We start from the raw sequence: 6,038 nt of genomic DNA, 5'->3' as shown, positions 1-6,038 counted from the left end.
GTCGTCGATGCCGCGCTGGACGCGGCCGGCTGCACGCCCGACATCGCGTGCGAGCCGACCTACATGATGACGGCCGTCGCGATGTTGCGCGGCGGGCTCGGCGTAACGATCCTGCCGGCGACCGCGCGCGAGGTGCGTGCCGAGCCCGAGCTGGTCGCGAAGCCGATCGACGACCCCGCGTTCGTGCGGCCGATCGCACTCGTCATGAAGCGCGGCCGCACGCTGCCGCGCGTCGCGCAGGCGTTCGCCGACACCATGCTGACGGCATTGAAAAGGCGCGCGTGAACCGCGCGCCCGGGTCAACGCTTACTTCGCGTCCGGATCGACGTGCAGCGATTCGCCGATCGCGTAGAAATTGCCGCCCGCGATGTAGTGCAGGCTGCGCAGCGCCGGATCGGCCGATTCGAAATACCAGTGGCCGTCGCGGAACACGCGCGTATCGGACCACGCCGCGACCACCTCGCCGATGAACAGGTCGTAGGTTTGCTGGTTGTGCGGTTCCGGAATCAGCTTGCACGCGAGCCAGCCCGAACAGCCGGCGACGAACGGCAGGTCGTGGCCTTCGACTTCGAACAGCGTGACGCCCGCTTCGCGCAGCTTGTCGGGCCGCTCCGCGAGACTGTGGTTGCCGACCGCATGCGTGAGCCGAAGCTGTGCGGCCGTCGGCACCTGGATCACGAACGTGCCGCTGCGCTCGACCAGCTCGCGCGTCTTCGCGGTCTTGTCGAGCACGACCGTCAGCTTCGGCGGCAGGAAGTCCAGCGCGCACGCCCAGGCGGCGGCCATCACGTTGTCGACGCCGTCGTGGCGGGCCGACACCAGCACGGTCGGGCCGTGGTTGAGGAGACGGTAGGCCTTCTTCAGCTCCACCGGAGCGATGTGACTGTCCATACGGGTTCCTTGGAGAACGGCACGCACGGACGGATGCCGTGCGGCGCGGCGCCGTCCGGTGCGCATGCGCGCAGCCGGGCCGGAGGCCGCATTCTCGCACCCAATTTCAATCGGCGCTGACGGCGCCGCCGGTCACTTCGCGAACAACTGGCCGATATCGCGGAACGCCTTGAATTCGAGTGCATTGCCGCACGGGTCGAACAGGAACATCGTCGCCTGTTCGCCGACCTGCCCCTGGAACCGCACATACGGCTCGATCACGAAGGTCACGCCGAACGACTTCAGCCGCTCGGCCAGCGCTTCCCAGCTCGGCCAGTCGAGCACGATCCCGAAATGCGGCACCGGCACGTCGTGACCGTCCACCGCATTCGTATGCGCGCCTTCCTGCGACACGGTCTTCGGATGCTCGTGGATCACGAGCTGGTGCCCGTAGAAGTCGAAATCGACCCACTGCGCGCTCGAGCGCCCCTCTGCCAGCCCGAACACGCGGCCATAGAAATCGCGCGCGGCCGGCAGGTCGTAGACCGGGATCGCCAGGTGAAACGGGGAAAGACTCATGGTGGCCTCGTGATGGAACGCTCGCGTGGCGCGAGGACGGCACCATGGTAGTCAAGCTCAAGCAGAAATTAAATCAATATATAGTTGCGTCATTCACAAACGGAATTGATGAATGATCCGCGAACTGAAAACCCTCGTCGCCGTCGCCCGGGAAGGCACGTTCGCCGCGGCCGGCAACCGTATCGGGCTCACGCAGGCGGCCGTGAGCGCGCAGATGCAGCGCCTCGAAGCCGAGCTCGGCTTCGCGCTGTTCGACCGGCAAGGCCGGTCGGCCCGGCTCAACGAGATGGGTCATCACGTGCTCGACCAGGCGCAGGCGCTGATCGGCCTGTACGAGAACCTGAGCTCGACGGCGCCCGGTTCGCCGGCCACCGGGCGCGTGACGATCGGCGCGATCGCATCGGTACAGAGCGCGCTGCTGCCGGCCGCGCTCGCCGATTTCCATCGCCGGCATCCCGCGTGCCGCACGCGCGTGATACCGGGGCTGTCGATCGAACTGGTCAACCGGGTGGATGCGGGCGAGATCGACATGGCCGCGATCATCCGGCCGCCGTTTTCGCTGCAGAGCGACCTGCACTGGACGACGCTCGTGCAGGAACCGTTCCGGCTGATCGTGCCGCGCAGCGTGAAGGGCAAGGACTGGGCCGACCTGCTCGCGAGCGAACCGTTCGTGCGCTACGACCGCGCGTCGTTCGGCGGCCGTCAGGTCGACCGCTTTCTGAGGAAGATGCACATCGCGGTGCGCGACACCTGCGAGCTCGACGAGCTCGACGCGATCGTCAAGCTGGTCGAGAACGGCGTCGGCGTCGCGATCGTCCCGCAGACCGCCGTGTATCGCCGCTGGCCGGCCGGCGTGCGCGCGATCGACCTCGGGCATCACACGTTCCACCGCGACATCGGGCTCGTGCATCGCGCACGGCGCACGATGTCGGAGCCGGCGCAGATGCTCGCGCAACTGATCGAAGCGGCGGCGCAAGCGGCCTAGCGGCCCAGGGCCGCCGCTGCAAATCAGCGCCGGCCGGCCGCCCAGTCGACGGCCGCGTCGAACAGCGCGACACCGGCCGGCGACAGGTTCACGAACGTGTCGTTGTCGAGGAAGAACATCACGCGGCGCGCCGGCGCGAGCGCTTCGTAGTCCATCGTCGCGCCCTTCTCGTACGCGAAGATCGCGGCCTTGTCGGGTTGGCCATACACGGTCGCGATCGTGATCGCGCCGAGGCCCGGCTTGCCCCAGCTCATCGGCGCCTGCTTGCCGTACACGTTCGTCGCGCCGGCCGGCAGCCCGGCCGCGATCGGGTGCGGCGCATTGACGAGCCACAGGTAGCGCTCCTTGCCCGTTTCGCCGAAGTCGACGTCATGACGCTTGCCCGTCATCGCGAAATCGTCGAGCAGGTCGTTTTCCCAGGTCACGAGCGGCTTGTCGAGCGTGCGCCAGCCCGGCCGCACGTTCTTCGACGACACCGTCGACGAGATCACGACCAGGTCGGCATCGCGCGCCGCATCGGGCGTCGACGATTCGTCGATCAGGCGCACCGCATAGCCGCGTTCGCCGAGATGCTGGCTGATGCGTTCGTCGACCTTCAGGTTCGGGCCACGCAACTGCACGAGCATCGCGACGCGTGTGACGGCCTGCGGTGCATCCGCCGCCAACGCGGGAGCGGCCATACCTGCGCCAAGGCCCAGGCCCGCGCCCAGCGCGAGCACCGAGCCCGCGATCGCACGCAATGCGCGACGCCGCGCGCCGGCGGCCACGGCGCGCACGGCGCCGGTTTTCATGTTCCGGTTCATCTGGATCTTCTCCGAAGCCGCGCGCCTCCGTCATGGCCGCGCGGCGATTGCATGGTCAGAACTGCAGCGTGGTGAGCAGCGACACCTGTCGCGCATCGCCGATCGCGACGAAGTAACGGTTCGCGCTCGACGGGTAGTAGGTGCGATTGAAGAGGTTCTTCACGTTGAGCTGGAACGACAGCTTCTGCTTGCCGATCCGCGTGTCGTACGTGGCGAACGCGTCGGCGAGCACGTACGACGGCAGCGTGAAGCTGTTCGCCGAATCGCCGGGCCGCGCGCCGACGTAGCGCATGTCCGCGCCGATGCGCAGGTCGTCGCCGCCGACCACCGTGCCGAAGTCGTAGACGGCCGCGAGCGACGCGGTGTGACGCGCGACGTTCCACAGCTGGTTGCCCGTGTACAGCGGATCCTCGGTCGTCTTCGCGTCGATGTACGCGTAGCTCGCGATCACGTTCACGCGCTCGCCGAGCTTGCCCGACACGTCGAGCTCGATCCCGCGCGAGCGCGCCTTGCCCGACGTGCGCCAGTCGGTCAGCTTGGTCGCGTCGTTGTACTGCGACACGAGCACGTTCTTCTTGTCGATGTTGAAGAACGCGAGCGTGCCCGTCATCCCGCCCGGCAGGTCGAGCTTGCCGCCCACTTCCCACGCGGTCGCTTCCTCGGGCGGCGTCGCGCCGTCGATGATGTAGCCCGTCATCGGCGCGATCGACGACGACGGCTTCAGCGATTGCGAATAGCTGCCGTACAGCGAGAACGTGTCGGTCCACTTGTAGACGACGCCCGCGCGCGGCAACCACTTCGAGCCGCTGAGATCGGTGTTCGCGACGAACGGCCGGCCGCGCCCCGCGACCTGGTTGTACGTGATGTAGCGCAACCCGCCCGACACGATCCACTTGTCGGTCAGGTGGATCGTGTCCTGCACGAACGCCGACGCATCGTGCAGCGTGTCGGTCTGGTCGCTGTCGCTCGCCGACACCGTGCTCGACGGCGGCAGCAGCCCGTAGACGGGATTGAGATAGTTGAACGGCGTCTTCACGGCCTGCCGCAGCATGTCCTCGCGGTAGATGCGGCGGTATTCGGTGTCGAAGCCGACCTGCACGTCGTGCTGCATCCCGCCCAGCATCAGCTTGCCGTTCACGTAGCCGATCCCGTAGCTGTCGGTGCTGAGCGAGCCGTGCGTCGCATCGTTGCTGCGCGTCATCGTGCCCTTCACCGGATCGACGCCCGTCGTGCGCAACTGGTTCGCGTCGTAGGTTTCGCGGTTGTAGCTGTAGCCGAAATGCGCGCTCCAGTCCGCGTTGAACTGGTGATCGACGCTCACCTGCGCGAGATGCGATTCGCCGTCCATGTTGTTGAACGGCTCGTCGATGCGCCGCCGCGCGGGAATGTCGAGCGGCGCGTTGGTGCGCGGGTCGAGCGCGGTGCCGCGATCGAACGGCGAATGGAATTTCCGGTACTGGTAGGAGACCACGACCTGCGTATCGCGGCCATACCACGCGAGCGACGGCGCGACGAAGGTTTGCCGGTATTCGCCGAAATTGCGCCAGTACTGCTCGTTCGACTGGTCGACGATCAGCCGGTACGCGAGCCGCGAATCGCCGACCGGCCCGGTCGAATCGAAGGTCGCGCTGCCGCCGTTCTTGCCGTGCCCGAACGTCGACGCACCGAGCGAGATCGCGTTGTAGCGCGTAAGCTGCGGCTGCCTGGTGACGACGTTGACCACGCCGCCCGGGTCCATCAGCCCGTACAGCAGCGACGTCGGCCCCTTCAGCACCTCGACGCTGTCGACCGCCGCGTTGAACGCGCGCCCCTGCACGAGCGGCATCCCGTTCTGCATGATCGACCCGTCGCGGTTGCCGCCGAAGCCGCGCTTCATGATCGTGTCCTGCGTGCCCGCGAGCGTGTTGCCCTGCGTGATGCCGCTGACGTTGCCGAGCGCGTCGTCCAGATTGCGCGGACGCTGGTCGCGCAGCACCTGCGCGGGCACGATGTTGACGGCCTGCGCGGTGTCGAGCAGCGGGATGTCGGAACGCAGCACGCCCGCCTCCTTCGGCGCGCGATAGCTCTCCGCGCGCAGCGCGCTGGTACGCACGTTGATCGCGGGCAACTCGGCGCCCGCGGCCACGCCGGCCGCCACGGGCCGTGCGACCGAACCGTCCGCGCGCTTCAGCGTGTAACCGCCAGCCGGCTGGCGCAACGCGACGAGCCCCGTGCCCGCGAGCAGGCGGTCGAGCGCGCCGTCGACGTCGAAGCGGCCCTGCACGCCGCCGCTCGTCAGGCCGGCCGTCAGCTCGGCCGGAAACGCGAGCAGGATGCCCGCGTCGCGGCCAAACCGGTTCAGCGCCGCTTCGAGCGGCCCGGACGGAATGTCGAACGCACGGCGTGCCGCGCGCTGCGCGGCCGGCGCCGCATCGGTGTCGGTGTCGGCCAGCGCGGGCAGCGGAAGGAGTGCCGAGACCAGGACGGCGCCGGCCAGCCGGCGCGCGAGGCGCCCCGGCGCGGCAGGTGCGGCCGGGCGCGACGCGCGCGGCAGATGTCGGGCAGGCGCCGGACGGCGCCGATACGTGAGACGGATGGAAACCATGATCGGGAGGTCGGTGGACGATGGGCCAGTGCTGCTTTCACTACCCATGTCACGCGAACATCGAGAAACAGCTCAGGTCAGCGAAAAATTTTTTCGACGGGCTCACGAACGGGCCGGCACGACCGTCGCCCAGTAGCGCGTCAGGTAGTGAACGTCGATCGGCAGCGTCGCCTTCAACGTGTCGAGCACGCGCGCGGGATCGTCGAGCGGATAAGTA

The 6,038-nt window shown here is 68.1% G+C and carries 6 protein-coding genes and 1 pseudogene; 2 read left to right on the top strand and 5 right to left on the bottom strand.

Translation table 11 applies throughout. The features are described 5' to 3' along the window. Positions 1 to 285 (top strand): LysR substrate-binding domain-containing protein (locus G3N99_RS32905; RefSeq protein WP_241011975.1); only part of this gene is annotated, 285 nt, incomplete at its 5' end. Between the two features lie 21 nt (positions 286 to 306). On the opposite strand, the gene G3N99_RS32900 is transcribed toward G3N99_RS32905, so the two are convergent. Continuing rightward, positions 307 to 891: a flavin reductase family protein gene (locus G3N99_RS32900; protein ID WP_206124457.1), complete on the bottom strand. Its 585-nt coding sequence runs from the start codon at positions 889 to 891 to the stop codon at positions 307 to 309. A 132-nt stretch (positions 892 to 1,023) separates the two neighbouring features. After that, a complete protein-coding gene (locus tag G3N99_RS32895; RefSeq protein WP_206124456.1) occupies positions 1,024 to 1,449 on the bottom strand; it encodes a VOC family protein in 426 nt (141 codons plus the stop codon). 112 nt (positions 1,450 to 1,561) lie between these two features. On the opposite strand from G3N99_RS32895, the gene G3N99_RS32890 reads away from it, so the two are divergent. Beyond that, on the top strand, positions 1,562 to 2,434 hold the full coding sequence (locus G3N99_RS32890) for a LysR family transcriptional regulator (RefSeq protein ID WP_174934715.1): 873 nt from the start codon (positions 1,562 to 1,564) through the stop codon (positions 2,432 to 2,434). A 23-nt stretch (positions 2,435 to 2,457) separates the two neighbouring features. Here the strand turns inward: G3N99_RS32890 and G3N99_RS32885 are convergent, their stop codons facing one another. The 3 genes and pseudogenes from G3N99_RS32885 to G3N99_RS32875 all read right to left on the bottom strand — a co-directional run. Then, positions 2,458 to 3,237 carry a hypothetical protein gene (locus G3N99_RS32885; RefSeq protein WP_174934717.1) on the bottom strand — a complete coding sequence of 260 codons (780 nt, stop codon included), beginning with the start codon at positions 3,235 to 3,237 and terminating at the stop codon, positions 2,458 to 2,460. 55 nt (positions 3,238 to 3,292) lie between these two features. Next, positions 3,293 to 5,869 carry a TonB-dependent receptor gene (locus G3N99_RS32880; protein WP_206124455.1) on the bottom strand — a complete coding sequence of 859 codons (2,577 nt, stop codon included), beginning with the start codon at positions 5,867 to 5,869 and terminating at the stop codon, positions 3,293 to 3,295. Between the two features lie 54 nt (positions 5,870 to 5,923). Then, positions 5,924 to 6,038: pseudogene (locus G3N99_RS32875) on the bottom strand (iron dicitrate transport regulator FecR); the annotation flags it as partial.

This window comes from Burkholderia sp. Ac-20392 (assembly GCF_017104585.1).
Lineage (GTDB): Bacteria > Pseudomonadota > Gammaproteobacteria > Burkholderiales > Burkholderiaceae > Burkholderia > Burkholderia lata.
The sequence above is the reverse complement of the archived record's forward strand: the minus strand, read 5'-3'. Positions and strand labels throughout refer to the sequence as shown.

What these genes read in the sequence shown, in the direction of transcription:
- G3N99_RS32895 (WP_206124456.1), bottom strand. Translation starts at nt 1,449, where the DNA reads ATGAGTCTTTCCCCGTTTCACCTGGCGATCCCGGTCTACGACCTGCCG.
- G3N99_RS32885 (WP_174934717.1), bottom strand. Translation starts at nt 3,237, where the DNA reads ATGAACCGGAACATGAAAACCGGCGCCGTGCGCGCCGTGGCCGCCGGC.
- G3N99_RS32900 (WP_206124457.1), bottom strand. Translation starts at nt 891, where the DNA reads ATGGACAGTCACATCGCTCCGGTGGAGCTGAAGAAGGCCTACCGTCTC.
- G3N99_RS32890 (WP_174934715.1), top strand. Translation starts at nt 1,562, where the DNA reads ATGATCCGCGAACTGAAAACCCTCGTCGCCGTCGCCCGGGAAGGCACG.
- G3N99_RS32880 (WP_206124455.1), bottom strand. Translation starts at nt 5,869, where the DNA reads ATGGGTAGTGAAAGCAGCACTGGCCCATCGTCCACCGACCTCCCGATC.